The organism is Streptomyces sp. NPDC005408 (assembly GCF_040606445.1).
In the GTDB taxonomy this organism is placed as follows: domain Bacteria; phylum Actinomycetota; class Actinomycetes; order Streptomycetales; family Streptomycetaceae; genus Streptomyces.
Window position 1 is genome coordinate 59,925 of the sequence record NZ_JBEXEX010000008.1, and the last position, 26,541, is coordinate 86,465.

26 protein-coding genes and 1 pseudogene are annotated in these 26,541 nt (G+C 70.6%); 20 read left to right on the forward strand and 7 right to left on the reverse strand.

Annotated elements, in window-relative coordinates; translation table 11 throughout:
• The first annotated feature begins 125 nt into the window (after positions 1-125).
• A complete protein-coding gene (locus ABZS64_RS10760; protein WP_355826197.1) occupies positions 126-2,024 on the forward strand; it encodes a serine/threonine-protein kinase in 1,899 nt (632 codons plus the stop codon).
• A 120-nt stretch (positions 2,025-2,144) separates the two neighbouring features.
• Positions 2,145-2,456, forward strand: a complete 312-nt coding sequence (locus tag ABZS64_RS10765; protein WP_355826200.1) for a DUF5955 family protein — start codon at positions 2,145-2,147, stop codon at positions 2,454-2,456.
• A gap of 53 nt (positions 2,457-2,509) precedes the next feature.
• Here the strand turns inward: ABZS64_RS10765 and ABZS64_RS10770 are convergent, their stop codons facing one another.
• On the reverse strand, positions 2,510-3,142 hold the full coding sequence (locus tag ABZS64_RS10770; RefSeq protein ID WP_355826203.1) for a response regulator transcription factor: 633 nt from the start codon (positions 3,140-3,142) through the stop codon (positions 2,510-2,512).
• Positions 3,139-4,323, reverse strand: coding sequence for a sensor histidine kinase (locus tag ABZS64_RS10775; protein ID WP_355826205.1), 1,185 nt, complete (start codon positions 4,321-4,323; stop codon positions 3,139-3,141). Before ABZS64_RS10775 ends, ABZS64_RS10770 begins: the two co-directional genes overlap by 4 nt.
• A 110-nt stretch (positions 4,324-4,433) precedes the next feature.
• Here ABZS64_RS10775 and ABZS64_RS10780 point away from each other — a divergent pair, with 110 nt between their 5' ends.
• Together ABZS64_RS10780 and ABZS64_RS10785 are read left to right on the forward strand one after the other, a co-directional pair.
• Positions 4,434-5,513: an ABC transporter permease gene (locus ABZS64_RS10780; RefSeq protein ID WP_355826208.1), complete on the forward strand. Its 1,080-nt coding sequence runs from the start codon at positions 4,434-4,436 to the stop codon at positions 5,511-5,513.
• Positions 5,510-6,193 carry an ABC transporter ATP-binding protein gene (locus ABZS64_RS10785; RefSeq protein WP_355826211.1) on the forward strand — a complete coding sequence of 228 codons (684 nt, stop codon included), beginning with the start codon at positions 5,510-5,512 and terminating at the stop codon, positions 6,191-6,193. The genes ABZS64_RS10780 and ABZS64_RS10785 overlap by 4 nt, the downstream gene beginning before the upstream one ends.
• A gap of 122 nt (positions 6,194-6,315) precedes the next feature.
• On the opposite strand, the pseudogene ABZS64_RS10790 reads toward ABZS64_RS10785, so the two are convergent.
• Positions 6,316-6,405, reverse strand: a pseudogene (locus ABZS64_RS10790) (DUF1348 family protein); the annotation flags it as partial.
• A gap of 85 nt (positions 6,406-6,490) precedes the next feature.
• Positions 6,491-7,291, reverse strand: a complete 801-nt coding sequence (locus ABZS64_RS10795; RefSeq protein ID WP_355826213.1) for an IclR family transcriptional regulator — start codon at positions 7,289-7,291, stop codon at positions 6,491-6,493.
• A 325-nt stretch (positions 7,292-7,616) separates the two neighbouring features.
• On the opposite strand from ABZS64_RS10795, the gene allB reads away from it, so the two are divergent.
• Positions 7,617-8,960 carry an allantoinase AllB gene (gene allB / locus ABZS64_RS10800; RefSeq protein WP_355826216.1) on the forward strand — a complete coding sequence of 448 codons (1,344 nt, stop codon included), beginning with the start codon at positions 7,617-7,619 and terminating at the stop codon, positions 8,958-8,960.
• Entirely contained in the window at positions 8,960-10,072 is a 1,113-nt protein-coding gene (gene alc, locus ABZS64_RS10805; protein ID WP_355826585.1) for an allantoicase, read from the forward strand. The genes allB and alc overlap by 1 nt, the downstream gene beginning before the upstream one ends.
• A gap of 171 nt (positions 10,073-10,243) precedes the next feature.
• Here the strand turns inward: alc and ABZS64_RS10810 are convergent, their stop codons facing one another.
• Entirely contained in the window at positions 10,244-10,972 is a 729-nt protein-coding gene (locus tag ABZS64_RS10810) for an SDR family oxidoreductase (protein ID WP_355826218.1), read from the reverse strand.
• Between the two features lie 99 nt (positions 10,973-11,071).
• Between ABZS64_RS10810 and ABZS64_RS10815 the strand changes: the two genes are divergently transcribed.
• The 3 genes from ABZS64_RS10815 (at position 11,072) to ABZS64_RS10825 (ending at position 13,659) form a co-directional block, all read left to right on the forward strand.
• Positions 11,072-11,923 carry an AIM24 family protein gene (locus ABZS64_RS10815; protein ID WP_355826220.1) on the forward strand — a complete coding sequence of 284 codons (852 nt, stop codon included), beginning with the start codon at positions 11,072-11,074 and terminating at the stop codon, positions 11,921-11,923.
• 108 nt (positions 11,924-12,031) lie between these two features.
• Positions 12,032-12,637 carry a dihydrofolate reductase family protein gene (locus ABZS64_RS10820; RefSeq protein ID WP_355826223.1) on the forward strand — a complete coding sequence of 202 codons (606 nt, stop codon included), beginning with the start codon at positions 12,032-12,034 and terminating at the stop codon, positions 12,635-12,637.
• Between the two features lie 107 nt (positions 12,638-12,744).
• Positions 12,745-13,659 (forward strand): DMT family transporter, encoded by a 915-nt coding sequence (locus ABZS64_RS10825; protein WP_355826588.1) that lies wholly within the window; start codon positions 12,745-12,747, stop codon positions 13,657-13,659.
• A gap of 41 nt (positions 13,660-13,700) precedes the next feature.
• On the opposite strand, the gene ABZS64_RS10830 is transcribed toward ABZS64_RS10825, so the two are convergent.
• Entirely contained in the window at positions 13,701-13,919 is a 219-nt protein-coding gene (locus tag ABZS64_RS10830) for a hypothetical protein (RefSeq protein ID WP_355826225.1), read from the reverse strand.
• Positions 13,920-14,063: 144 nt separating this feature from the next.
• Here ABZS64_RS10830 and ABZS64_RS10835 point away from each other — a divergent pair, with 144 nt between their 5' ends.
• The 3 genes from ABZS64_RS10835 to ABZS64_RS10845 are packed head-to-tail and all read left to right on the forward strand — an operon-like array spanning position 14,064 to position 17,152.
• Positions 14,064-15,287: a histidine kinase gene (locus ABZS64_RS10835; RefSeq protein ID WP_355826227.1), complete on the forward strand. Its 1,224-nt coding sequence runs from the start codon at positions 14,064-14,066 to the stop codon at positions 15,285-15,287.
• Positions 15,284-15,964: a response regulator transcription factor gene (locus ABZS64_RS10840; RefSeq protein WP_355826229.1), complete on the forward strand. Its 681-nt coding sequence runs from the start codon at positions 15,284-15,286 to the stop codon at positions 15,962-15,964. Before ABZS64_RS10835 ends, ABZS64_RS10840 begins: the two co-directional genes overlap by 4 nt.
• Positions 15,965-15,973: 9 nt before the next feature.
• Positions 15,974-17,152, forward strand: a complete 1,179-nt coding sequence (locus tag ABZS64_RS10845) for a cytochrome P450 (protein ID WP_355826232.1) — start codon at positions 15,974-15,976, stop codon at positions 17,150-17,152.
• Positions 17,153-17,194: 42 nt separating this feature from the next.
• On the opposite strand, the gene ABZS64_RS10850 is transcribed toward ABZS64_RS10845, so the two are convergent.
• Positions 17,195-18,199: a Gfo/Idh/MocA family oxidoreductase gene (locus ABZS64_RS10850; protein ID WP_355826235.1), complete on the reverse strand. Its 1,005-nt coding sequence runs from the start codon at positions 18,197-18,199 to the stop codon at positions 17,195-17,197.
• 155 nt (positions 18,200-18,354) lie between these two features.
• Here ABZS64_RS10850 and ABZS64_RS10855 point away from each other — a divergent pair, with 155 nt between their 5' ends.
• The 8 genes from ABZS64_RS10855 (at position 18,355) to pcaC (ending at position 26,539) form a co-directional block, all read left to right on the forward strand.
• Positions 18,355-19,074, forward strand: coding sequence for a GntR family transcriptional regulator (locus ABZS64_RS10855; RefSeq protein WP_355826590.1), 720 nt, complete (start codon positions 18,355-18,357; stop codon positions 19,072-19,074).
• A 145-nt stretch (positions 19,075-19,219) separates the two neighbouring features.
• Positions 19,220-20,215, forward strand: a complete 996-nt coding sequence (locus tag ABZS64_RS10860; protein WP_355826238.1) for a substrate-binding domain-containing protein — start codon at positions 19,220-19,222, stop codon at positions 20,213-20,215.
• A 128-nt stretch (positions 20,216-20,343) separates the two neighbouring features.
• Positions 20,344-21,357 carry a sugar ABC transporter substrate-binding protein gene (locus ABZS64_RS10865; protein WP_355826240.1) on the forward strand — a complete coding sequence of 338 codons (1,014 nt, stop codon included), beginning with the start codon at positions 20,344-20,346 and terminating at the stop codon, positions 21,355-21,357.
• The gene (locus ABZS64_RS10870) at positions 21,354-22,406 is read left to right on the forward strand and encodes an ABC transporter permease (RefSeq protein ID WP_355826242.1); all 1,053 of its coding nucleotides are present in this window, start codon (positions 21,354-21,356) and stop codon (positions 22,404-22,406) included. Before ABZS64_RS10865 ends, ABZS64_RS10870 begins: the two co-directional genes overlap by 4 nt.
• On the forward strand, positions 22,403-23,230 hold the full coding sequence (locus tag ABZS64_RS10875; protein WP_355826245.1) for an ATP-binding cassette domain-containing protein: 828 nt from the start codon (positions 22,403-22,405) through the stop codon (positions 23,228-23,230). Before ABZS64_RS10870 ends, ABZS64_RS10875 begins: the two co-directional genes overlap by 4 nt.
• Before the next feature lie 226 nt (positions 23,231-23,456).
• A complete protein-coding gene (locus ABZS64_RS10880; protein ID WP_355826248.1) occupies positions 23,457-24,617 on the forward strand; it encodes an ROK family glucokinase in 1,161 nt (386 codons plus the stop codon).
• 2 nt (positions 24,618-24,619) lie between these two features.
• Positions 24,620-25,198 carry a hypothetical protein gene (locus ABZS64_RS10885; protein ID WP_355826251.1) on the forward strand — a complete coding sequence of 193 codons (579 nt, stop codon included), beginning with the start codon at positions 24,620-24,622 and terminating at the stop codon, positions 25,196-25,198.
• 36 nt (positions 25,199-25,234) lie between these two features.
• Positions 25,235-26,539 (forward strand): 4-carboxymuconolactone decarboxylase, encoded by a 1,305-nt coding sequence (gene pcaC, locus ABZS64_RS10890; protein WP_355826253.1) that lies wholly within the window; start codon positions 25,235-25,237, stop codon positions 26,537-26,539.
• Positions 26,540-26,541: the final 2 nt, after the last annotated feature.

Below are 26,541 nucleotides of genomic sequence, written 5' to 3' on the forward strand. Positions count from 1 at the left end.
GTGGTCCGTCGGCACGACTCTGCAACCGTCCGGAGTGCATGCGTCGTCCGACGTGGAGAGTGGGGTGCGACCTTGGATAAAGTGCCACCTCCGATACTGAAGTTCGCCATGGGGGACAAGAGTCGATGAGTGGGCGCGCACACGAGGGAACGGTCTTCCAGCCGCTGGGTGACGAGGATCCGCAGCACGTCGCCGGATACAAGATCGCCGCGCGGCTCGGCGCCGGCGGTATGGGCAAGGTCTATCTGTCGTACACACCCGGCGGCCGTGCCGTCGCCATCAAGGTGATCCGGCCCGACTTCGCCCAGGACGCCGAATTCCGCCGCCGCTTCGCGCAGGAGGTGCAGGCCGCCCAGCGCGTGCAGGGGCTGTACACCGCACCGGTCATCGACGCCGATGCGGACGCCAAGCAGCCGTGGCTCGCCACGGCGTACGTCCCCGGCCCCTCACTCGCCGACGCGGTCAGCGAGCACGGCAAGCTGCCGGTGGAGACCGTGCTGCTGCTGGTCGCCGGAATCGCCGAGGCCCTGCATGTCATCCACGGCGCCGGCATCGTCCACCGTGACCTCAAGCCCGCCAATGTGCTGCTCGCCTCGGACGGCCCGCGCGTTATCGACTTCGGCATCGCCCGGGCCGCCGACGCGACCTCGCTCACCAGCAGCGGCGTCACCATCGGCACCCCGTCCTTCATGGCCCCGGAGCAGGCGGCCGGCAGTCATGTCACCCCGGCCACCGACATTTTCGCGCTCGGCCAAGTCGCTGCGTACGCGGCGACCGGCAGGGCGGCCTTCGGTGAGGGCACTTCGCACGGCGTGCTCTACCGGATCGTGCACGAGGAGCCGGACCTCACCGAACTCCCGGACCAGCTGCGGGAGTTGGTGACCCGCTGCCTGGCCAAGGATCCCGAGGCGCGGCCGTCGGTCGCCGAGCTTCTGACCATCTGCCAGTCCGCCAATGCGGAAACGGTGCTGCGCCGTCCGGAGGAGTGGCTGCCGGGTGCGGTCGCCGCCGAGATCACCACGCGCAAGGCGGCCCCCGCGCCGCCGGTCACTCCGCCGGCCGGACAGGCCCCGGCCGCGCCCGCTGCCCCGGCTCACGCTCCGACGGCACCCGCGGGCGCCCCGGTGCAGCCGCCGGCCCAGCCCCCGGCTCAGGCTCCCGTCCAGTCGCCGCACCATGCGCCCACGCAGACCGCCGCCCAGGCCGCGATGCACGCGCCGACCGCGCACGCCGCGCCCGCAACCCCGCCGCCCGGCTTCGGTCCGCCGCCGCAGACGCCGACGTACGCCTACCCGCACCCGCACCCGCACCCGCACCCGCAGGCCGCCTCCCCGCAGCAGCCCAGGCCGTACCACCACCAGCCGGTGCAGCCGTACAACCAACTCGCCACCTCGACCGCGCCGCCGAAGAAGAAGGGGCGCAATCTGGCCATCGCCGCTGTCGCCACGCTGGTGTTCGGCGCGGTGGCCGGAGGCATCATGTACCTCGCCCTGTCGGGCAAGGACGACAACAAGGGCAACCAGTCGCAGGGCCAGGACAAGGGCGGCAGCTCGCAGAACCCGGCCACCACCGGCACTCCGGGCGGCGGCCAGTCCTCCAAGCCCTCCGAGCCGGTCGCGGACCCGACGCCCAAGACGTACAACGGCCTCAACATTACGGACGATTACGGCATCAACCTCGGCGACGATCCGGTCAAGCCGATTGAGGGTGACAGCGCCAACGCCATCGACTTCGAGCACGAGTGGTACCTCGGCACGATCGATGCCAAGAACGGAAAGATGGTCCTGCTGCGCACCGGTCAGAGCGCCGACCTGGCGACGTGCCGGAACGAGACCCGGTTCGCCACGTCGCTCAAGATCGAAAACCTCTCGAAGGGTGCGAAGTTCTGTGTACTGAGCGAAACGGGGAACGTGGGCCTGGTGACCTTCCAGGGGCGGGCGGCCGAATCGGATCCCAGCCACTACATCACCCTTGATGTGACGGTCTGGCGCGGCGCGATCGACTCCGTACAGCCGTCGTCCTGAATTCGGTCCGCACAGTGGCGCGCACCGCATCGGATGGCGTTAACTTGCCCGCGACTCCGGGCGACTGACCATCGACCCAGGGTTGCCGGTGCGACACAAAGGTGTGCGAGGGGAAGAGCTTTGTTGCGGAGCGTGGGGCAGACGCGGGTGACAGAGAGCGGCGAGGACCCTAGGGCGACGGAGCTGCGGGCTGCCGTCTCCCGGCTCCGCCGCGAACTGGCGGGTCATCCCGGGGAGTTCCCCGACCGGGGCATCGCCGAGGACGAACTGGCCGTGCTGGCCGCGATGGTGGCGGCAGGCGATCCCGAAGTCCCGCGGATGCGGCGCTCGCTGCTGCTGATCGCGGGCGCGATCGGGTCGGTGAGCGCGCTGGGCCCGGCGCTGATGGGGGTACGGAACGCGGTCGACCTGTTCGGCGAGGTACCGCGCTGAACCACCGGGGGTCTGGGGCGGAGCCCCAGCGGCACCGGCTCAGCGGCACCGGCTCAGCGGCGGATCAGGCGGCGCGTCCTCGCCACCGCCACCGCCGACGTACGCGAGTCCACCCCCAACTTCGCGTAAATGTGCACCAGATGGGACTTCACCGTCGCCTGGCTCAGGAACAGCTCCTTGCTGATCTGCACGTTCGAAAGGCCGTCCCCCACCAGTTGCAGCACTTCCAGCTCCCGCTTTGTCAGCGCCTGTGACGGTGTCCGCATCCGGTCCATCAGGCGGTGCGCCACGGCGGGGGCGAGTGCCGACCGGCCGGACGCCGCCGTGCGTACCGCCGCCGCCAGTTCCTCGGGGGGCGCGTCCTTGAGGAGGTAGCCCGCCGCGCCCGCCTCCACCGCCGCCAGGATGTCCGCGTCCGTGTCGTACGTCGTGAGGACCAGCACCCGGGGCGCCTCCGGCAGGGCGCTGATCGCCGCCGTCGCCTCCGATCCGTGCATGCCGGGGCCGAACTGAAGGTCCATCAGCACCACGTCGACTCCGCCCGCCGCGGCCCGGCCGACTGCCAGTTCCGCGGTCGCCGCCTCCGCGACGACGGCGAAGTCGGGCTCGGTGTCGAGGACTGCCCGCAGCCCCGCCCGTACGACGGGATGGTCGTCCGCGAGCAGCAGGCGGATGGGCGCGCTCATACGGAAACCTGCGCCGGGAGCGGCAGTGTCAGCGCGACCGCCGTGCCCTGGCCCGGTGCCGACTCCACGCTCAGCGTCCCGCCGAGCGTCCGCGCCCGCGACCGCATGGCGGGCAGCCCGAAGCCGCCGTCCCCGCTCGGCACCGGCACCGCGGACAGGGGGTCGAAGCCCCGGCCGTCGTCGACCACGTCGAGCGAGACGGACGTGTCCATGAAGCTCAGCGTGATCTCCGCCCGGCCCGCGACGGCATGGCGCACGGTGTTGGCGAGGGCCGACTGCGCGGTACGCAGCAGAGCGACCTCGTACGGAGTGGGCAGCTCGACGGGCGTACCGCTGATGCCGAACTGGACGGCCGGCCCCGTTGCGCCCGCGCACAGCCGCTCCAGCGCCCCGGCGAGTGAGCCGTTCTCCAGATCGGGCGGCGTCAGCGCGCGTACGAAACGGCGGGCCTCGGCGAGGTTGTCCTGCGCGGCCTGCCGGGCCCGGCGCACATGCGCGGTCGCCGGGTCGTCATCGGGCAGTGTCCGCTCGGCGGCCCGCAGCAGCAGCTGGATGCTGGAGAGCCCCTGGGCCAAGGTGTCGTGGATCTCGCGGGCGAGCCGTTCACGCTCGGCCAGTACCCCGGCCTGGTGCTCCGCCTCGGCGAGCCCGGCCCGGGTGGAGACGAGCTCCTCGATGAGCTCGCGCCGGCTCTCGCTCTCCCGGTACAGCGCCCGGTAGCCGAGCACGGTCGCGACGGCGACGGCCGCGCCGAGAGGCGGCCCGATGAAGGTGCCCGGGGTGATCGTCCTGCCGTGCAGCAGAAAGCTCCCGATGGCGGCGGCCGCGGTGACGGCGACCGCGGGCAGTCCCCAGCGCACCGGCAGCAGATGCAGCAGCAGGAAGTACAGCGGGAAGGCGGCCCACAGCCCGTCGGGGGAGAGGGCGAGCAGCGCGAGCCAGGCCGCGCCGAGGGCGGCGAGCCAGAGCGCGGCCGCACGCGGCGAGCGGTGTACGGCAGGGCTCAGCACACCGGCGGCGTACACCGCGGCCATCACGGCGGCGGCCGCCACGACGGCGTACGCATGAGGGGCGTCGTCCGCCACGGCTCGTACGGCGGCGAGTGAGAGCAGCCCTGCCAGCAGCGCGTGCAGGCACAGGCGCAGCACGCGCAGAACGGGGGTGAGGGGGCGGGAATCCATGGCCGTTCCAGCGTAAGCGGGGTGCGCGGGCGCGAGGTCAATCAAAAGGTTGATGTGTGTACACACCGTGGCGCGATGTCCGCGACGGCCTCGCGGGCCAGGCTGGGGCCATGTTCGTCGCATGGAGAGATCTGCGGTTCGCCAAGGGGCGGTTCGCCCTGATGGGCACGGTGGTCGTGCTGATCACGCTGCTGGTGGGGCTGTTGTCGGGGCTGACCGCCGGGCTGGCCCGGGAGAACACCTCGGCCGTCACCGGCCTGCCCGCCGACCACATCGCTTTCGCCGCCCCGCCCGGCGGCCGGCCGGTCTCCTTCACCAACGCGTCCGTGACGGAGGGCCAGTGGTCGAAGTGGCGGCGGCAGCCCGGCGTCACCGGCGCGCACCCGATCGGCATCCGTACTCTGAATGCCGCCGCCGGGGACCGTACCGCCGCGGTGTCGTCCTTCGGCGTCGAGCCGGACTCCGGCCTCGCGCCCGAAGGCGTCGCGCCGGGCCGGGTCGTCCTGTCCCGGAAGGCAGCCAGGGAGCTGGGCCTCGGCGCGGGCGACCGGCTGAGGATCGGCAGCCTGGAGGCGCGGGTCGCGGCGGTCGAGGGAGAGGCATCCTTCAGCCATACGCCGGTGGTGTGGACGGCGCTCGACGACTGGCAGCGGATCGGGCACACCGGCGCGACCACGGAGGAACAGGCCACCGTCATCGCTCTCACCACGGCGTCGGGAGCGGATCTCGCGGCCGGTGACAGGACCGTCGGCACGAAGACCCTCGGCGCCGACGAGGCGCTGACCGCGATCGGCTCCTACCAGGCCGAGAACGGCTCGCTCCAGCTGATGCGCGGCTTCCTCTTCGTGATCAGCGCCCTGGTCATAGGGGCCTTCTTCACGGTCTGGACGATCCAGCGCAGCGCCGACATCGCCGTACTGAAGGCGCTCGGTGCCTCAACCCCGTATCTGCTCAAGGACGCGCTGGGTCAGGCAGTGGCGATGCTCGCGGCCGGGACGCTCCTCGGTACGGCTCTGGCCACCGCGATCGGCGCACTGATCAGCGGCGGGGACGTGCCCTTCGTCCTGGCAGCGCCGACCGTACTGCTTCCCGCCGGCGTGATGATCGGCCTCGGCGCCCTCGGCGCGGCCCTGTCCATCCGGCGGATCACCGCCGTCGATCCCCTGACCGCCCTCGGGAGCGCCCGATGACTTTGCTGCTCGACGACATCACCCTCACCTACCCGGACGGCGACGGGCGGCTGACCGCGCTGGACTGCGTATCGCTGGAGGCCCCGGCGGGCTCGCTCACGGCCGTCGTCGGCCCGTCCGGTTCCGGAAAGTCGAGCCTGCTCGCGGTCGCGGCCACCCTCGTCACCCCGGACCGGGGCAGGGTCGTCGTCGACGGTACGGAGACGGGCGGCCTGGACCGGGCGGGCCAGGCCGCGCTACGGCGCGAACGCATCGGCATCGTCTTCCAGCAGCCGAATCTGCTGTCGTCCCTGACGGCGGCCGAGCAGCTCCAGGTAATGGCCCACCTGTCCGGGCGCAGGCCGCGCGAGGCACGCGCCCTGGCGCTGGAACTGCTCGACGCGGTCGGTCTCGCCGACCAGGCTCACCGCCGCCCGCACCAGCTCTCGGGCGGACAGCGCCAGCGCGTGAACATCGCCCGCGCGCTGATGAACGAGCCCGCGGTCCTGCTGGTCGACGAGCCCACGAGCGCCCTGGACCATGAACGGGGCGCGGCGGTACTGGACTTGCTCGGCGCCCTGACCCGGGAGCGGGGGACGGCGACCGTGCTGGTCACCCATGACCGGGCGCATCTGGAGCGGACGGACCGCACGGTCACGATGGCGGACGGGCGGCTCGTGCCCGTACCCGTGGCGGGCTGAGGCCGCAGCCCAGAGGCGCCACCGGCCCTCAGAGGGCGATGTGGCGTTCGTCCGCCGCGATGGTCCTTGCGCAGGCGGTAGACCAGCTCGTACTGCCACTTCACGCGCAGGAACTCGACGATCTCCGCGCGCCCGCACAGGAACACATCGCGGTTGCGCCACTCGGAGTCCTCGGTACAGCCGAGCGCGACCCGCTCGGGATCCTGTTCCACGCGTCCTCCCCGAAAAGCTGAACGCCCTGCTCCTGCGGCATCGAGCCGTCGGAGCAGGGCGTTGCTGGTTCAGGGATTCAGGGGATCAGCCTTGCGCCGCCGTGCTCGCCAGCGCCGCCGAGAGGTCCTTCGCGACCTCCTGGAGGATCGGGACGATCTTCTCGGTGGCCGCCTCGGTGACCCGGCCCGCGGGGCCCGAGATCGAAACCGCCGCAGCCGTCGGGGAGTTGGGCACCGGCACCGCGAGGCAGCGGACCCCTATCTCCTGCTCGTTGTCGTCCACCGCATAGCCGGCGAGCCGCACCTGTTCGAGCGCCTCCAGGAAGCCCTCGGGCGTCGTGATCGTCTTCTCGGTGGCCGCGGGCATACCGGTCCTGGCGAGCAGCGCCCGTACCTCGTCCGGCGGGGTGTGGGCGAGCAGCGCCTTGCCCACGCCGGTGGAGTGCGGCAGCACGCGCCGTCCGACCTCGGTGAACATCCGCATGGAGTGCTTGGACGGTACCTGCGCGACGTACACGATCTCGTCGCCGTCGAGCAGCGCCATGTTTGCCGTCTCGCCCGTCTCCTCGACCAGCCGGGCGAGGTAGGGGCGCGCCCAGGTGCCGAGCAGCCGGGACGCGGACTCGCCGAGGCGGATCAGCCGGGGGCCGAGCGCATAGCGGCGGTTGGGCTGCTGGCGTACGTAGCCGCAGGCCACCAGCGTGCGCATCAGCCGGTGGATCGTGGGCAGCGGCAGGCCGCTGCTGGCGGAGAGTTCGCTCAGCCCGACCTCGCCGCCGGCGTCGGCCATTCTCTCGAGCAGGTCGAAGGCGCGCTCCAGGGACTGCACGCCACCGCTGGATGCGGGCTTGGCGGCGTCGGTGGTGCTGGCGCTGGACGTTGGCACGTCAACGGTCCTTTCGGGCAGGCGGGCAAGTGAGCAGCCTACCGGGCGTCCGGGCCGGGCACACTGCTCTCGTCAAGGCGTCTTTGCCGGTCAGGGGGCGTTTGTCCACGTGTCGGCAGTCACTTTCCATGGTCCCTTGACGGTCTCCTTGGTGAAAACGACCTTCTGTTTTACGGAATTCTACTTCCACCTTGTGGAAATATCCAGGCATGCGGACGGCGCCGGGCGGGTCTTGACGGAGAGGACTCCGGAGTGAAGACTCCTTCAACAGTTCGTTGAATTTCGCTGTACGGTCCGCTGTACCGGACGGAAGTGAGGGGCACGGGTGTCCAATGTGGACGTGAAGCTGGTACTGCGCTCGACGCGCGTGATCACCCCGGAGGGCACGCGGGCCGCATCGGTCGCCGTCGCCGCCGGAAAGATCGCGGCGGTGCTGCCGTACGACGCCGAGGTGCCGGCCGGTGCCCGGCTGGAGGACTTCGGGGACGATGTCCTGCTCCCCGGCCTCGTCGACACCCATGTCCATGTGAACGACCCGGGCCGCACCGAGTGGGAGGGCTTCTGGACCGCCACCCGCGCAGCCGCGGCGGGCGGCATCACCACCCTGCTGGACATGCCCCTCAACTCCCTCCCGCCGACCACCACGGTCGAGAACCTGCGCACAAAGCAGGATGTGGCGCGGCCCAAGGCACACGTCGACACCGGCTTCTGGGGCGGCGCGATCCCGTCCAATGTGAAGGACCTCCGGCCGCTGTACGACGCCGGGGTCTTCGGCTTCAAATGCTTCCTCTCGCCGTCCGGCGTGGAGGAGTTCCCCGAGCTCGGCCAGGAGCAACTCGCCCAGTCGATGGCCGAGATCGCGGGCTTCGGCGGACTGCTGATCGTGCACGCCGAGGACCCGCACCATCTGGCCGCTGCGCCGCAGGAGGCCGGACCCAAGTACGCGGACTTCCTCGCCTCCCGCCCGCGCGACGCCGAGAACACCGCGATCGAGGGCCTGATCGCACACGCCAAGCGCCTCAACGCCCGTGTGCACGTCCTGCATCTGTCCTCCTCCGACGCGCTGCCGCTGATCGCGGCCGCCAAGCGCGAGGGCGTCAAGATCTCCGTCGAGTCCTGTCCGCACTTCCTCACCCTCACGGCCGAGGAAGTCCCGGACGGGGCAACGGAGTTCAAGTGCTGCCCGCCGATCCGCGAGGCCGAGAACCAGGACGCCCTGTGGGACGGCCTGGCCGACGGGACCATCGACTGCATCGTCTCCGACCACTCGCCCTGCACCACCGATCTCAAGACCCCGGACTTCGCCTCCGCATGGGGCGGCATCTCCTCACTCCAGCTCGGCCTCCCCGCCATCTGGACCGAGGCGCGCAAGCGCGGGCGCACCCTCGAGGACGTCGTCCGCTGGATGTCCGCCGCGCCCGCGCAGCTCGCGGGCCTCAGCCAGAAGGGCGCGATCGAGGCCGGGCGCGACGCCGACTTCGCGGTCCTCGCGCCCGACGAGACCTTCACCGTCGACCCGGCCGAGCTCCACCACCGCAACCAGGTCACCGCGTACGCGGGCAAGACCCTGCACGGAGTCGTCAGGTCGACGTGGCTGCGCGGCGAACGCATCGTGGAGAACGGCACCCTGGCCGAGCCGACCGGCCGGCTGCTCGAAAGGAACAACTGATCGTGTCCATCCCTTCCTTCACCGGTGACGCCAGCCCGTTCGGCGGCGGCGACCCGTACGCCGACTACCGCACGGCGGACTTCCCCTTCACGCACCACGCCGACCTCGCCGACCGGCGGCTCGGCGCGGGCGTCATCGCCGCCAACGACGAGTTCTTCGCCGAGCGCGAGAACATGCTCAAGCCCGAGGCCGCGGAGTTCGACCCCGAGCACTTCGGCCACAAGGGCAAGATCATGGACGGCTGGGAGACCCGCCGCCGCCGTGGTATCTCGGCCGAACAGCCGCACCCGACCGCCGACGACCACGACTGGGCACTCGTACGCCTCGGAGCGCCCGGCGTCGTACGCGGCATCGTCATCGACACCGCGCACTTCCGCGGCAACTACCCGCAGGCGGTCTCTGTGGAGGCCACGTCGGTGACCGGGTCGCCCTCGCCCGACGAGCTGCTCGCCGGCGACGTGAAGTGGACAACGCTCGTGCCCCGCACCGCCATCGGCGGCCACGCGGCGAACGGCTTCGCCGTCGACATCGAGCAGCGCTTCACGCATCTGCGCGTCAACCAGCACCCCGACGGCGGCATCGCCCGCCTCCGTGTCTACGGTGAGGTCGCGCCCGACCCGGCGTGGCTGGGCGTGCTCGGCACCTTCGACCTCGTCGCGTTGGAGAACGGCGGCCAGGTCGACGACGCCTCCGACCGCTTCTACTCCCCGGCCACCAACACCATCCAACCGGGCCGCTCCCGCAAGATGGACGACGGCTGGGAGACCCGCCGCCGCCGGGACAAGGGCAACGACTGGATCCGCTACCAGCTGGTGGCGCAGTCCGAGATCCGCGCGGTGGAGATCGACACGGCCTACCTCAAGGGCAACAGCGCGGGCTGGGCGTCCCTGTCCGTCTCGGACGGCTCGGACTCCTGGACGGAGGTCCTCCCGCGGACCCGTCTGCAGCCGGACACGAACCACCGTTTCGTCCTGGACGCCCCGGCTGTGGGCACTCACGTCCGGGTGGACATCTACCCCGACGGTGGCATCTCCCGCCTCCGCCTGTTCGGCTCGCTCACTGAGAAGGGCGCTAACGGGCTGGCCGCGCGCCACCAGGAACTGGGCGGCTGACGTCACGTAACCGGGGGCGCCGCCCCCGGACCCCCGTACGCGCTTCGCGCGTGTCCTCAAACGCCGGCGGGGCTGCATGTGCGGCAGGGCCGCACATTCAGCCCCGTGGGGGTCCCCCCGGACGAAGTCTGGGGAGTTTGAGGCGCGGGGTCCGGAGGCGGAGCCCCGGTACTACGCGGCGTGCCCCCCGTCCACCGACAGCTCCGCCCCCGTCACGTACGCCGCCTCGTCGCTCGTCAAGTACGCGATCAGCGACGCCACTTCCTCCGGCCGCCCGAAGCGCCCCAGCGCCGTCCCCGCCTTCTGCGGCTCGGCGTACGGGCCGTCCGCCGGGTTCATGTCCGTGTCGATCGGGCCCGGGTGTACCAGGTTCGCCGTGATTCCGCGGGCGCCCAGCTCCCGGGCCAGCGCCTTGGTCAGGCCGGTCAGCGCCGACTTGCTCATCGCATAGAGCGTGCCGCCGGGGCCGGGAACGTGCTGGGCCATGCAGCTGCCCACGGAGATGATCCGGCCGCCGCGTTCCATCCGGGCGGCCGCCGCCTGCGAGGCGAGGAAGACGGCCCGTACGTTCACCGAGATGACCTGGTCCACATCGCCGACGGACAGGCTCTCGATCGGGCCGAGTACGCCGACGCCTGCATTGTTGACGAGGACATCGAGCTGTCCCAGGCGCTCGGCGGCCAAGGCGACGGCCCGGCCCGGCGCATCGGCGTCGGCCGCGTCCGCCCGTAGCGCGATGCCCCGCTGCCCCGTCGCCTCGATCTTGCGGACCACTTCCTGGGCGGCCTCCTCGCCCCGTACATAGGTGATCGCCACATCGGCACCCTCCTGGGCCAGCCGCAACGCGATCGCCGCCCCCATGCCGCGGCTGCCTCCGGTCACCAGAGCAGTCCTGGACATCCGTACCCCTTTGTCAGCAGTTGTCAGTAGTGGTTACGACGTCAAGGAAAGCGGCCCTGCCTCCTCGGCGCTGGCGGCAAACGGACGTTGAATCCCCGTGTGACCCTTCAGCAAGAGATCGTCGGCAACGCCATCCAGATGGCGGTCGTCTCCCTCCAGCCGGGCGGGACCGTCTACTGCGAGGCCGGGAAGTTCCTGTTCAAGACGTCCAACGTGACGATGGAGACCCGCCTGTCCGGACCCGGCGCGGGCGGGGCTCAGCCCTCGGGCGGCCCCGGCGGCTCCGGCGGTTCCGGCGGTTCCGGTTCGGGTTCCGGCGGCATGGGCGGGATGCTGCGCCAGGCCATGGGCACCGCCATGCAGGCCGGCCAGCGCGCCCTCGCCGGTGAGTCCCTCGCCTTCCAGTACTTCACCTCCACCGGCGGCGAGGGCACCGTCGGCTTCGCGGGCGTACTGCCCGGCGAGATGCGCGCCCTCGAACTCGACGGCACGCGCGCGTGGATGGCCGAGAAGGACGCCTTCGTCGCCGCCGAGTCCACCGTGAACTTCGGCATCGCCTTCCAGGGCGGCAAGACCGGCCGCAGCGGCGGCGAGGGCTTCATCCTGGAGAAGTTCACCGGCCGCGGCACGGTCATCATCTGCGGCGCGGGCAACTTCATCGACCTCAACCCCGCCGACTTCGGCGGCCGTATCGAGGTCGACACCGGCTGCATCGTCGCCTTCGAGGAGGGCATCCAGTACGGCGTCCAGCGCATCGGCGGCCTCAACCGCCAGGGATTGATGAACGCCGTCTTCGGCGGCGAGGGCCTCTCACTTGCGACCCTGGAGGGCAATGGGCGGGTGATCCTCCAGTCGCTGACCATCGAGGGTCTCGCCAACGCCCTCAGAAAGGCCCAGGGCGGCGACAAGCAGGGACCGACGGGCGGCCTGTTCTCGACGAATGCAGGATAGGAAGGGCCGACGGCCTGCCGGGCCGACCGATGAATTCCCGGTACGAGGGGGGTCTCAGCTGTTGAACGGAACACCGCAATCCAGAGCACCCCGAAAGAGGAACCTGCTATGGCACAGCTCTCGATCACCACTTTTGTCACCCTCGACGGCGTGATGCAGGCCCCCGGCGGGCCGGACGAGGACTCCAGCGGCGGCTTCGCGCTGGGCGGCTGGTCGGTGCCGTACGGGGACGAGGAATTCGGCCGCTTCATGACGGAGGTCATCGGCCGGGCCGGTGCTTTTCTGCTCGGCCGCCGTACGTACGAAATCTTCGCGGGCTACTGGCCGAAGGTGACCGACCCCGACAACCCGATCGCGACGAAGCTCAACTCCACGCCGAAGTACGTCGCTTCGACCAAGCTGGAAAAGGCGGACTGGGCGGGAACGACCATCATCGACGGTGACCTCGCCAAGGAGGTCGCCGCGCTCAAGGAGCGCACGGAAGGCGAACTCCAGGTCCACGGCAGCGGTGCACTCGCCCACTACCTCATGGCGCACGACCTGATCGACGAGCTCAATGTGCTCACCTTCCCCATCGTCCTGGGCACGGGCCGACGCCTGTTCGCCAGCGGCGCGGTGCCGACCGCGTTCCGGCACACCGGGTCCAGCGTCACGGGCGCGGGCGTGGCCATCCACACGTACGAGCTGGCCGGCCGCCCCGAGTACGGCAGCTAATAGGCCATGTGAAACGTGTAGCACTCACACATCCGCCCCGGGTACGGTGATCGCTCCGTGTGCGAGCCGCCGAGGTCTCCACCAGCTCGTATCCATGGGAGATCCAGGTGTCGTCGATCGCCGTACCCGCGCCCGCGCTCGCACCCCGCCGTGCCTGGCTCACCGATCTGCCCGTGCTGCTCGTGGCCGTCGTCTGGGGTGCGAGCTATCTCGCGGCCAAGGGCATCACCACGACGCACACCGTCGTCGCCGTGCTGGTGCTCCGCTTCGCGCTCGTCCTGCCGGTGCTGGCCGCGGCGGGTCATCGCAGACTGCGGGCGCTGACCGGCGCGCAGTGGCGCGGCGCCGGTCTCCTCGGGCTCGTACTGAGTGGGATCTTCCTGCTGGAGACATACGGCGTCGTGCACACCTCGGCCACCAACGCCGGGCTCATCATCAGCCTCACCATGATCTTCACGCCGCTCGCCGAGGCGGCGGTGACCAGGGCTCGGCCGCCGAGGGCCTTCGTGGCCGCGGCCGGGCTCTCCGTCCTGGGTGTGGTGCTGCTGACCCAGGGCGGCGGATTCACTGCCCCCTCGCTCGGCGATCTGCTGATGCTGCTGGCCGCGCTCGCCCGTACCGTCCATGTGCTGGCGATGGCGAGGATCAAGGCGGTGCGGAACGCGGACTCGCTCTCCCTGACAACGGTCCAACTGGGCGGCGCGGTCGCGGTCTTCGCGGTACTGGCCGCCCTCCCCGGCACCGGCGCCTCGCCCTTGTCCGTGGCCGCCGGATTCGGCCCGCGCGAGTGGGCCGGGCTCTTCTTCCTCTCCGTTTTCTGCACGCTGTTCGCGTTCTTCGTGCAGATGTGGGCCGTACGCCGCACCTCGCCGTCCCGCGTCAGCCTGCTGCTCGGCACCGAACCGCTGTGGGCCGCAGCGGCGGGCATCGCAATCGGCGGCGAACACCTGGGCGCGCCCGGTCTGTTGGGCGCGGCCCTGGTCCTGGCCGGCACGACCTGGGGCCGCCGCGCCGCCGCTTAGATCCTGAGCCGCCGCCTAGGGCCTGATCCAAACGACAGGCCCTAGGCCTTCTTGTACTGGTCCGAGATCATCAGCACCGCGAAGCCGACCACGCCGATCACCACGTTCGCGAAGATCTCCCGGCCGTGCAGGAACTCGAAGTGCTCCGTGACGAATCGCGTGAAGCCCATGAAGGGGAACCAGCCGGTCAGCTCGCGCAGCACCCCGCAGACACCCGCGACCAGCAGCACCATGCCGATGCCTTCGAGAATCCTTTTCATGCCCCGATCGTCGTCGGAGCTGCGGCGGCCTCGCGTCGGCCCTCGGGATGCGTAGCGCCGTCGAAAGTCTGAGCCTGCGCGACTTTGGTAGCTTCCCGCAGTCAGCGCCCACATCCCTGCTCCCGCCTGCGTAGATTTGTCGATATGACGCGCACGGAGTACCCCTGGCTGCTGCCCTCGGCCATGTCGGAGGATGCGGACCTGTCCGGCAACCGGACCAGGTCAAGGCCGCGCCGTACCGTACGCGACTGGGTCGTCGACACCCTCGCTTTCGTGCTTGCCGCGATCATCGGCATGCTGGCATCCGAGGCCGGCCAGAAAGCGGGCAACTCCGACCTCGTCGTCTTCGCCGACCAGGCGGTCGGCGCACTGGCCTGCTGCGCCCTGTGGGCCAGGCGCCGCGCACCACTCGGGCTCGCGCTCACGCTGCTCGTGGTGAGCGTGGTGTCGCCGGTCTCGGCAGGCGCCCTGCTGGTGAGCCTGTTCAGCCTCGCCGTGCACCGCCCCTTCAAACCCGTCGCGATCGTGGGGGCTCTCGCCGTCGCCGGTTCCGCGGCCGCGACCCTCGTGCGCCCCGATCCGACCATGTCGTTCCTGGCCTCGCTCCTCACCAGCGTGATCCTGATCCTGCTGATGATCGGCTGGGGCATGCTCGTACGTGCCCAGCGCCAGCTCGTCGTAGCCCTGCGCGAGCGCGCCCGGCGGGCCGAGAGCGAGGCCGAACTGCGCGCCGAGCACGCCCAGCGGCTCGCCCGCGAGGCCATCGCCCGCGAAATGCACGACGTGCTCGCCCACCGGCTGACCCTCCTCAGCGTGCACGCGGGCGCCCTCGAATTCCGGCCTGACGCACCCCCGGCCGAGGTCGCCCGCGCCGCCGGCGTCATCCGCGACAGCGCCCACGAGGCGCTCCAGGATCTGCGCGAGATCATCGGCGTACTGCGCACCCCCGGCGACGGCGACGGGGGCGACCGGCCGCAGCCCACGCTCGCCACCCTCGACGACCTGGTCGCCGAGTCCCGGCAGGCGGGCATGAAGGTCACCCTCGACAACCGCATCAGCGACCCGGCCGCCGTCCCCGCCGCCACCGGCCGCACCGTCTACCGCATCGCCCAGGAGGGCCTGACCAACGCCCGTAAACACGCGCCGGGCGCCGAGGTCACCGTCGTCGTCAGCGGCGGACCCGGCCGCGGTCTCACCGTGGACGTCGACAACCCCGCCCCGGTCGGCGAGGTCGAGAAGGTCCCAGGATCCGGCCAGGGGCTGATCGGTCTGACCGAACGCGCCACGCTCGCGGGCGGCAGGCTTGAACACGGAGCGACGGACGACGGCGGATTCCGCGTCCGGGCCTGGCTACCGTGGGCCGCATGACTATCCGGTTGCTCGTCGTCGATGACGACCCTCTCGTACGCGCGGGACTCGCCTTCATGCTCGGCGGGGCCGACGACCTCGAGATCGTGGGGGAGGGGGCCGACGGCTCCGAGGTCGCGGGGCTCGTCGACAGGCTCGCGCCCGATGTGGTGCTGATGGACATCCGGATGCCGACGATGGACGGCCTCGCCGCGACCGAGGCGCTGCGCCGCCGCCCGGACGCCCCCGAAATCGTCGTCCTGACCACCTTCCATGCGGACGAGCAGGTGCTGCGGGCGCTGCGCGCGGGAGCCGCCGGGTTCGTACTCAAGGACACTCCGCCCGCCGAGATCGTGGCCGCGGTACGGAGGGTGGCTGCGGGCGATCCGGTGCTCTCCCCGGCCGTCACCCGCCAGTTGATGACACAGATCGTCGACCGCACCCCCGACACCCGCAAGACTTCGGCCGCCGAACGGATCGGCTCGCTCGCCGAGCGCGAACGCGAGGTGGCCGTCGCTGTCGGCCGCGGCCGGTCCAACGCCGAGATCGCCGCGACCCTCTATATGAGCGTGCCGACCGTCAAGACGCACGTCTCGCGCATTCTGGCCAAGCTGGACCTCAACAACCGTGTCCAGATCGCGCTGTTGGCGCACGATGCGGGCCTGCTCGACGAGGACGACCCCACGCAGTCCACGTAGGCTGGCGTGATGACGACCGTCGATCTGAGTGAGTACGGGGCGGAGTTCACCGCGAACCCGTATCCGTTCTATGCGCGGCTGCGTGAGGCGGGGCCGGTCCACGAGGTGCGCATGGGGGGCGGTGAGCCGTTCTGGCTGATCGTCGGTCATGAGGAGGCGCGGGCCGCGCTCGCCGACCCGCGGCTGTCCAAATCGCCCGCCACGGTGGGCGCGATGATGCTCGACGAGCAGGTCATCGGACCGAATCTGCTGGTTCTGGATCCGCCCGACCACACCAGGCTGCGTAAGCTCGTGGCCCGCGAATTCACCGGGCGGCGGGTGGAGAGCCTGCGTCCGCGCATCCAGCAGATCACCGACGAGCTGCTCGACGAGATGCTGCCGGCCGGGCACGGCGATCTGGTGGACGCGCTGGCCTTCCCGCTGCCGATCGTCGTCATCTGTGAGCTGCTCGGAGTCCCGGCCGCCGACCGGGACGCGTTCCGCAAGTGGTCAAACGAGGTTGTGGCTCCGACCGGGGCGGGGGCCGAAGAAGACGCCATCCGCGGACTGGCCGCGTACCTGGACGAGCTGATCGAGGACAAGCGCTGTGCCGGTCCCACCGGTGATCTGCTCTCCGCCCTCATCCGCACCCGCGCGGAGGACGACGACCGGCTCTCGGCCGCCGAACTGCGCGCACTCGCCTACCTGTTGCTGATCGCAGGCCACGAGACGACCGTCAATCTGATCTCCAACGGCATACGGGCGCTGCTCGCCCACCCCGGCCAACTCGCCGCCCTGCGGGCCGACTTCGGGCTCCTGGACGGCGCGGTCGAGGAGATGCTGCGCTACGACGGCCCCGTGGAGACCGCCACCGCGCGCTTCGCCGCCGAGCCGGTCCCGGTCGGGGACCGCCTGATTCCGGCAGGCGCGACGGTGCTGGTCGGCCTCGCCGCGGGCGACCGCGACCCGTCCCGCTACCCGGCCCCGGACAGCTTCGACATCCGCCGGGAAACCCAGGGCCATCTCGCCTTCGGGCACGGCATCCACTTCTGTCTCGGCGCACCGCTCGCCCGCATGGAGGCCCGTATCGCGATCCGCTCGCTGCTGGAGCGCTGCCCGGATCTCGCCCTCGACCCGTCCGGCGGCGAACTCGACTGGCTGCCCGGGCTGCTGATGCGCGGGGTCCGGCACCTCCCGGTGCGCTGGTAGCCGCGGCCTGGCCCCGGCTCGGTCCTGGCCGCAACACCGGCCTCAGTCCGCCGGGATCTCCTCCAGCCGGACCGGCCTGTGCTCCCGCCGGGACAGCTCGCACGCCTCCGCGATCCGCAGCGCCGTCAGCGCCTCGCGGCCGTCGCAGGGGTTCTCGGCCTCGCCCTGCACCATCCGGACGAAGGTGTCCAGCTCCGCCTCGTACGCAGGGGCGAACCGCTCCAGGAACCCGGGCCACGGCTTGGTGGCGGGCGGCGGGCCCTGCGGTTCGGTCGAGGTGATCGGCGTACGGTCGTCCAGGCCGACAGCGACCTGGTCGAGCTCACCGGCCAGTTCCATCCGTACGTCGTAACCGGCGCCGTTGCACCGGGTGGCCGTCGCCGTCGCTAGCGTCCCGTCGTCCAGGGTCAGTACCGCGGCCGCCGTGTCGATGTCGCCCGCGTCGCGGAACATCGAAGGGCCGGCGTCCGAGCCGGTCGCGTACACCTCGACGACCTCCCGGTCGGTCACCCAGCGCAGGATGTCGAAGTCATGGACCAGGCAGTCCCGGTACAGGCCGCCGGAGAGCGGCAGATACGCGGCGGGCGGCGGCGCCGGGTCGGAGGTCATGGCCCGTACGGTGTGCAGCCGGCCGAGCCTGCCCGAGCGCACCACGTCACGAGCCACGGTGTACCCCGCGTCGAAGCGCCGCATGAAGCCCAGCTGGAGCTGGGTGCCGGCGGACTCGACCTCGCGCAGGGCGCCGAGCGTGCCCGGCAGATCCAGGGCGATGGGCTTCTCGCAGAAGGTGGGAAGCCCGGCGCGGGCGGCACGGGCGATGAGGTCGGCGTGGGCGGCGGTGGCGGAGGCGATCACCACGGCGTCCACGCCCCACTTGAAGATCTCGTTCGCGCTGGGCGCGGCCGTGGACCCGGTGCGCTCGGCGACCTCGGCCGCCCGAGCCGCGTCGGCATCCGCCACGACCAGTGAGCCCACTTCCCGGTGGCGGCTGAGCACGCCCGCGTGGAAGGTGCCGATACGTCCCGTTCCGATCAGTCCGATGCGCATGGCCCAAAGGTGGCGGCGGGCCCGCCACGATGTCAAGACTTTGTCCTGACAACCGAACTTCACGACTTCCCGTCAACATTCCGTGCGACTACGCTCGGCGCGTGCCCAAGCAGCCCAGACACGTGACGGACCCGTCCCTGTCTCTTCAGCTGAGCGTGGACCGCACCAGTCCGGTCCCGCTCTACTTCCAGCTGTCGCAGCAGCTGGAATCCGCCATCGAGAGAGGGACCCTCACCCCCGGCAGCCTGCTCGGCAACGAGATCGAGCTGGCCAACCGGCTCGGGCTCTCCCGCCCGACCGTCCGCCAGGCCATCCAGTCCCTCGTCGACAAGGGCCTGCTGGTGCGCCGCCGAGGCGTCGGCACCCAGGTCGTGCACAGCCAGGTCAAGCGCCCGCTTGAGCTCAGCAGCCTCTACGACGACCTGGAGGCGGCCGGCCAGCGCCCCGCGACCATCGTGCTGCGCAATGCCGTCGAACCGGCGAGTGCCGAGGTCGCGGCCGCCCTCGGGGTGGCGGAAGGCGGCGATGTCCAGTTGATTGAGCGGCTGCGGTACGCCCACGGCGAGCCGATGGCCAGGCTGCGCAACCATCTGCCCGCGGGCCTCTTCGACTGCGACACCGAGCGCCTTGAGGCCACCGGTCTGTACCGGATGATGCGCTCCGCGGGGATCACCCTGCACAGCGCCCGTCAGTCGGTCGGGGCGCGGGCCGCCACCGAGATCGAGGCCGAGCTGCTCACCGAGGCGACCGGGGCCCCGTTGCTGACCATGGAGCGCACCACCTTCGACGACACCGGCCGCGCGGTCGAGTTCGGCTCACACATCTACCGCGCCTCGCGCTACGCCTTCGAGTTCCAGCTCCTCGTCCGCCCGTGACCGGGTCCGGACCGGTGGCACTTTCGGTCACGTAAGAATGTCATTCGCGTAAGAATGTTCGGACAAAGTCTTGACGGGGTCCCGTGACCGCCGTAAAAACTCACCCAGCCGCAACCGGGCGGCCGGGAGAGAAGGCGGACCCACCATGCGTACCACCCGCACGGCAGCAGCCCTGCTCGCCGCAAGTGCCCTGGTCGTCGTCGCCGGATGCAGCAGTTCCGGCGGCAAGGAGGCCAAGGACAGCCCCTCCAAGGACGGAGACGGCGTCCCCGCCGCCACCCAGCGCCTCAAGATCGCGATGGTGACGCACTCCGGCGAGGGCGACACCTTCTGGGACATCGTCCAGAGCGGCGCCAAGGTCGCGGCCCGCAAGGACAACGTCGAGTTCCTCTACTCGGCCAACAAGGAGGGCAAGGAGCAGGCCCAGCTCGTCCAGGCGGCCATCGACCAGAAGGTCGACGGCATCATCGTGACCCTCGCCAAGCCCGAAGCCGTCCAGGACGTCGTCAAGAAGGCCGTCGCGGCCGGCATACCGGTCGTCACGATCAACTCCGGCGCCGAGTTCTCCAAGGCGGTCGGAGCACTCAGCCACATCGGCCAGGACGAGTCCGTCGCGGGCGAGGCCGTCGGCGAGGAGCTCAACAAGCGCGGCAAGAAGAAGGCCGTCTGCGTCATCCACGAGCAGGGCAACGTCTCGCTCGAAGCGCGCTGCGCCGGTGTGAAGAAGACCTTCAAGGGCACCGTCGAGAACCTCAACGTCGACGGCACCAACACACCCGCGTCCACCTCGTCCATCGAGGCGAAGCTCCAGGCGGGCAAGGACATCGACGCCGTCGTCGCCCTCGGCGCCCCGATGGCGGCCGCCGCGGTCAAGGCCAAGGACGGCGCGGGCTCCGGCGCCGAGGTCAACACCTTCGACCTCAACGCCGAAGTGGTCAAGCAGCTCAAGGCCAAGCAGATCGGCTTCGCCGTCGATCAGCAGCCCTACCTCCAGGGCTATCTCGCCATCGACGAGATCTGGCTCAACAAGGTCAACGGCAATGTGATCGGCGGCGGCAAGCCGATCCTCACCGGTCCCGCGCTGGTCACCGAGAAGGATGTGCCCGCACTGGAGAAGCTCACCGCCGACGGAACCCGATGACGTACGCGGCGTACCCGATGCCAACCCTCCGACCTGCCGTGACACATACTTGGGCGGCCGGGGCGCGTCACCACGCCCCCCGGCCGCACCGAGAAGCACAGCGAGTACGGCAAGAAGGGCACGGCGTCGTGGCTAGGGCAAGGACAGGGGTACGCGCGCTCGGCGCGGTGCTGGCAGCGGTACTCGGAGCCTCACTCGCGGGCTGCAGCAGCACCGGCGGCAAGCGCGCCGAGGACGCCCGCAAGGCGCAGGCCGCGGCCGGCAAGGCCGCTGTCACCACCCCTCGCTGGACCTTCGCGATGGTCACCCACTCGGGCGACGGCGACACCTTCTGGGACATCGTCCAGAGCGGCGCGAAGCAGGCCGCCGTCAAGGACAACATCAACTTCCTGTACTCCCACAACGACGAGGGCCAGCAGCAGGCTCAGCTCGTCCAGGCGGCCATCGACAAGAAGGTCGACGGACTGATCGTCACGCTCGCCAAGCCCGACGCGATGAAGGACGTCGTCGCCAAGGCCGAGAAGGCCGGTATCCCGGTGATCACCGTCAACTCCGGGTCCGAGCAGTCCAAGGCGTACGGAGCGCTCACCCACATCGGCCAGGACGAGACCATCGCGGGCGAGGCCGTCGGCGACGAACTCGACAAGCGGGGCAGGAAGAAGGCCCTGTGCGTGCTGCACGAGCAGGGCAACGTCGGCCATGAACAGCGCTGCGCAGGCGCGAAGAAGACCTTCGGCGGCGAGCTGCAGAACCTCTACGTCGACGGCACCAACATGCCCGACGTCCAGGCTTCCATCGAGGCCAAGCTCCAGGCCGACCACTCCATCGACGCGGTCGTCACCCTGGGCGCACCGTTCGCCGACGCCGCCGTGCAGGCGAAGAAGACCGCGGAGAGCAAGGCCGAGATCGACACCTTCGACCTCAACCCCAAGGTGGCCACCGCACTGAAGGCCGGGACGCTCGGGTTCGCCGTCGACCAGCAGCCCTATCTCCAGGGGTACCAGGCCGTGGACCTGCTGTGGCTCTACCGGTACAACGCCGATGTGCTCGGCGGCGGGCGCCCCGTCCTGACGGGACCGCAGATCATCACCAAGACGGACGCCGCCGAACTGCAGGAATACACAGAGCGGGGGAGCCGATGAGCGCGACCGCACCACCTGCCACACCGAAGAAGACCGACGAGCGGCTGCTGCGCACCTCACCCCTGCGCAAGCTGATGGGCCGGCCCGAGCTCGGCTCGGTCGTCGGCGCCGCGGCGGTCTTCATATTCTTCTCGATCGTCGCGGACTCCTTCCTGCAGGCGTCAAGCCTCTCCACCGTCCTGTACGCGGCATCGACGCTCGGCATCATGGCCGTGCCGGTCGCGATGCTGATGATCGGCGGCGAGTTCGACCTGTCGGCCGGTGTCATGGTGACCAGCTCCGCGCTGATCTCCTCGATGGTCAGCTACCAGATGACCGCGAACGTCTGGGTCGGCGTCTTTGTCTCGCTGCTGGTCACGCTGGCGATCGGGGTCTTCAACGGCTTCATGCTGACCCGGACGAAACTGCCCAGCTTCATCATCACGCTCGGCACGTTCCTGATGCTGACCGGCCTCAACCTGGGCTTCACCAAGCTGATCAGCGGCACGGTCTCCACGAAGTCCATCGCCGACATGGAGGGTTTCGCCTCGGCGAAGAAGGTCTTCGCCTCGCAGCTCACCCTCGGTGACGTCACCCTCAAGGTGACCATCCTGTGGTGGTTCGCCCTGGTCGCCCTGGCCACCTGGATTCTGCTGCGCACCCGCTTCGGCAACTGGATCTTCGCGGTCGGCGGCGGCGCGGACGCGGCCCGCGCGGTCGGTGTCCCGGTCAACAAGACCAGGATCGGCCTGTACATGGGCGTCGCCTTCGCCGCCTGGATCTCCGGCCAGCATCTGTTGTTCTCCTTCGACGTGGTGCAGTCCGGCGAAGGCGTCGGCAATGAGCTGACGTACATCATCGCGGCCGTCATCGGCGGCTGTCTGATCACCGGCGGCTACGGCTCGGCGATCGGCTCTGCCGTCGGTGCGTTCATCTTCGGCATGACCAGCAAGGGCATCGTGTACGCGGAGTGGAACCCGGACTGGTTCAAGTTCTTCCTCGGAGCAATGCTCCTTCTCGCCACCCTGCTCAACGCATGGGTCCGCAAGCGTGCGGAGGCAAGCAAATGACGGCCCTCGTCGAGCTCGACAACGTCAGTAAGTACTACGGCAACATCCGTGCCCTGGAAGGTGTCTCACTGGAGGTGCACGCCGGGGAGATCTCCTGCGTGCTCGGTGACAACGGCGCCGGCAAGTCCACGCTCATCAAGATCATCGCGGGTCTGCACCAGCACGACGCCGGAACCTTCCTCATCGAGGGCGAGCAGGCGAGCCTGGCCAATCCGCGCGAGGCGCTGGACCGGGGTATCGCCACCGTCTACCAGGACCTCGCCGTCGTACCGCTGATGCCGGTCTGGCGGAACTTCTTCCTCGGCTCCGAGCCGACGAGGGGTACCGGTCCCTTCAAGCGGCTCAACGTCGACCTGATGCGCAAGACGACCCGTTCCGAGCTGCTGCGCATGGGCATCGACCTGCGCGATGTCGACCAGCCCATCGGCACGCTGTCGGGCGGCGAGCGCCAGTGCGTGGCCATCGCCCGGGCCGTCTACTTCGGCGCGAAGGTCCTGGTCCTCGACGAGCCGACCGCGGCGCTGGGTGTGAAGCAGTCCGGCGTGGTGCTGAAGTATGTGGCGGCGGCACGGGACGCGGGGCTGGGTGTCGTGCTGATCACGCACAACCCGCATCACGCGTATTTGGTCGGGGACCGCTTCGTACTGCTCAAGCGGGGCACGATGTCGGCCACGCACACCAAGAGCTCGGTGACGCTGGACGAACTGACGCGTCAGATGGCGGGCGGCAGCGAGCTGGAGGACCTGCGGCACGAGCTGGCGAGGGCGCCGGTGCCGACGCATCTCGGGGGCCACCCGGTGAAGGGCGAGCCCCCGTCCTCCTAGGTCCTGTCCGGCCGATCTTGCCGGGCTCGATCGACCGGACAGGACCTAGCGCCTGCGGCGGGGCTGAATTCAGCCCCGCCGGCGTTTGAGGCGCCGGGGTCCGGGGGCGGAGCCCCCGGTGAACGGCACTCCGACCCGCCGGGTGGCAGAATCGGCCCCGGTGGGCGCTGCCCATCGCCGGGGACATGACAGCCGTCGGCCCCCGCCCCCGAGACCCCGCAGGGACATGAGCACCTACCGCGACTTCGCGAACCGCGGCTCCGCCCGCGCCACCGTCCTGAAGACCGTCGGCACCCGCGAGCGGCGCTCGCATCTCACCGCGCCCCGCGTCCCGACCGTCGGCATCGACATCGGCGGTACGAAGGTGATGGCGGGCGTCGTCGACGCCGACGGCGTGATCCTGGAGAAGCTCCGGACGGAGACGCCGGACAAGTCCAAGAGCCCCAAGGTCGTCGAGGACACCATCTGCGAGCTGGTCCTCGACCTCTCCGACCGGCACGATGTGCACGCCGTCGGCATCGGCGCGGCCGGCTGGGTCGACGCCGACCGCTCCAAGGTCCTCTTCGCACCCCATCTCGCCTGGCGCAACGAGCCCCTGCGCGACGCCCTCTCGGCCCGGCTCGCCGTCCCCGTCCTGGTCGACAACGACGCCAACACCGCCGCCTGGGCCGAGTGGCGCTTCGGTGCGGGCCGTGGCGAGGACCATCTCGTCATGATCACCCTCGGTACGGGGATCGGCGGCGCGATCCTGGAGGACGGCCGGGTGAAGCGGGGCAAGTACGGAGTGGCGGGTGAGTTCGGTCATATGCAGGTCGTGCCCGGCGGCCACCGCTGCCCCTGCGGCAACCGCGGCTGCTGGGAGCAGTACAGCTCCGGCAACGCGCTGGTGCGCGAGGCCCGCGAGCTCGCCGCCGCCGACTCCCCGGTCGCACACAGCCTCATCGAGCGCGTCGGCGGCAACGTCCACGAGATCACCGGACCGGTCATCACCGAGCTCGCCCGCGAGGGCGACGCCATGTGCGTCGAGCTCTTCCAGGACATCGGCCAGTGGCTCGGCATCGGAATCGCCAATCTCGCGGCCGCCCTGGACCCCTCCTGCTTTGTCATCGGCGGCGGTGTCAGTGCGGCCGACGACCTGCTCATCGGCCCTGCCCGGGATGCTTTCCGCAGGCATCTCACCGGCCGCGGCTACCGACCCGAGGCGCGGATCGTCAAGGCCGAGCTCGGCCCCGAGGCAGGTATGGTCGGTGCGGCCGACCTCGCGCGGCTCGTCGCCCGCCGCTTCCGGCGCGCGAACCGGCGCCGCGTGGAGCGCCACGAGCGGTACGAGCGCTATGCGCAGGCCATCCGTAACTCGAGCACCACCCGCCCCACCCAGGAACCGTAGTCATGACCGTGCCCCGCCAGTCCACCTCCCCGGACGAGAATGCCCACCCTCCCGAGGACCACCGCCATATGGTCCGCCGTCGCTGGCTGACGGCGATCATCATCGTGCTCCTCGTCGGCATCCCGGCCGGCTATCTGGTGATCTCCGCGGAGCAGAGCCGTGACAGCGGCCGGGACAAGGAGTCGGAGTCCTCGGCCACCGGCCTGCGGAACACCTGGCCGTCCCAAATGAAGCGCCGCGTCTTCGAGGTGCCGATCCCGGAGAAGTCCACGCACGTCGCGTACTACGAGACGAGCAACTGGAAGACCAGCCGGCTGTACGTGCAGTTCCGTACGACCTCCGCCGGGCTCGACCAGTTCCTCAAGGGCGTCGGCACGAGCCGCGCGCAGCTCGACGACGGTGAGATCAGCATCGGCGCGCGCGACGCCGAGACCGTCCACTGGACCTTCGGCGCGAGCGAGGGCGAGTGGGCGGGCACCAGCCATCCGCAGAAGGACCCGCGCCCCACCCAGGACATCACCGTCGACCTGTCCGACAGATCCCACCCTGAGGTCTTTGTCGTATCGACTGCGACCCCCTGACCGGAGCCCGTGCCTCCAGTCATTACCGTGGAGCGGGTGAGTGAGACGCAGACGCCCCCGAAGACCTTGCAGTACCGGATAGACGGTCCGGACGACGCCCCCGTACTCATCCTCGGTCCCTCCCTGGGGACCACATGGCACATGTGGGACCGGCAGATCGCCGATCTCTCCCGCCAGTGGCGGGTGTTCCGGTTCGATCTGCCGGGCCACGGCGGCGCCCCCGCCCACCCGGCGACCGCTGTCGCCGAGCTCGCCGACCGGCTGCTCGCGACCCTCGACGAGCTGGGCATCCAGCGCTTCGGGTACGCCGGCTGCTCCATCGGCGGCGCGGTCGGCATCGAGCTGGCGCTGCGCCACCCGCACCGCGTGGCTTCCCTCGCGCTGGTCGCCGCATCGCCGCGGTTCGGGACCGCCGACGAGTTCCGCCAGCGCGGAGTGATCGTGCGCACCAACGGCCTGGACCCGGTGGCCCGCAGCGCGCCCGAGCGCTGGTTCACCCACGGCTTCGCCGCCACCCAGCCCGCGATCGTCGAGTGGGCCGTCCAGATGGTCCGCACCACCGACCCGGGCTGCTACATCGCCGCCTGCGAGGCGCTCGCGGCCTTCGACGTACGCGCCGAACTCGGCCTCGTCGGCGTCCCGACCCTCGTCCTGGTCGGCTCCGAGGACCAGGTCACCGGGCCCGCCGAGGCCCGCACCCTGGTGGCGGGCATACCCGACGCCCGGCTCGCGCTCGTGCCCGGCGCATCGCACCTCGCACCCGTCGAGCAGCCCGCCGCTGTCACCGACCTTCTCCTGCGCCACTTCTCCACCGCCTGGCAGACTGCATCCGATTCAACGACGGGCTTGACCGCGATCCCGGCGCCGCCGGTCGTGCCCGCCCTCTCCGCCCCGGTCGCGCCCATCGGCGAGATCGCCCCCGCCCTGCCCGGGCAGCCCGAGGCGGTGCAGCACGGGCGCCCCGACCCGTACATCGCCGGGATGAAGGTGCGCCGAGAGGTCCTCGGCGACGCGCACGTCGACCGGGCCACGTCCGCCGCCGACGACTTCACCGGTGACTTCCAGGAGCTGATCACCCGCTACGCCTGGGGCGAGGTCTGGACCCGCGAGGGCCTCGACAGACGCACCCGCAGCGTGGTGACGCTCACCGCCCTGGTCGCGGGCGGGCACCTGGACGAGCTCGCCTTCCACACCCGCGCGGCCCTGCGCAACGGGCTCACCCCCGCCGAGATCAAGGAAGTCCTGATCCACGCGGCCGTGTACTGCGGCGTCCCGGCGGCGAACTCCGCCTTCCGCGTCGCCCACGCCGTCATCCAGGAGGAGACCACTCCCAAGGCGTAGCA